1 rRNA gene is annotated in these 617 nt (G+C 59.5%); it reads left to right on the top strand.

The window, feature by feature from the left end:
• A 16S ribosomal RNA gene (locus MKL09_RS00665) occupies positions 1-202 on the top strand; the annotation flags it as partial.
• Between the last annotated feature and the right edge of the window lie 415 nt (positions 203-617).

Raw genomic sequence — 617 nt, 5'->3', positions numbered from 1 at the left:
TCGCTAGTAATCGTGGATCAGCATGCCACGGTGAATACGTTCCCGGGCCTTGTACACACCGCCCGTCACACCATGGGAGTTGGTCTTACCCGACGGCGCTGCGCCAACCGCAAGGGGGCAGGCGACCACGGTAGGGTCAGCGACTGGGGTGAAGTCGTAACAAGGTAGCCGTAGGGGAACCTGCGGCTGGATCACCTCCTTTCTAAGGATTTCTTTTTGGACATGGGCGTCGGTTCTGCCGGCATCCAGCGAGCCCGGGCATCACGCCTTGGCTCATCCATCGAGGATCATTTAGGATACAGGGACCTGTCAGGGTCCCATTTGGCGGGACAGGCGCCGTCCTCGTTTCTCTTTCTCGTTCCGGGCCATCGGGCTCCGTCATCCCTGCACAGGGATGCGCGTCGAGCCGGCCTGGAGATTGAGTTTGCCGCAGCCTGGATGCTGTGAGGACCGTCAGGTTCCGCAGGATCGGCTGTTTGGCGAAGACATCAGTGACATTGTGAAGAGGGAATGTGGCCGTTGGGGGCGCGAAAGCGTCAGCCCTGGCGGTCATGTTCGGCAAGCATACGGTGATTGGATCGGAAACGATCTGATCACTGGTCTTTTTGTGACCGTGT

It is taken from the genome of Methylobacterium sp. J-048, assembly GCF_022829515.1.
Taxonomy (GTDB): domain Bacteria; phylum Pseudomonadota; class Alphaproteobacteria; order Rhizobiales; family Beijerinckiaceae; genus Methylobacterium.
Note: the sequence above shows the minus strand (reverse complement) of the source record. Positions and strands in the feature narration are given on the sequence as shown.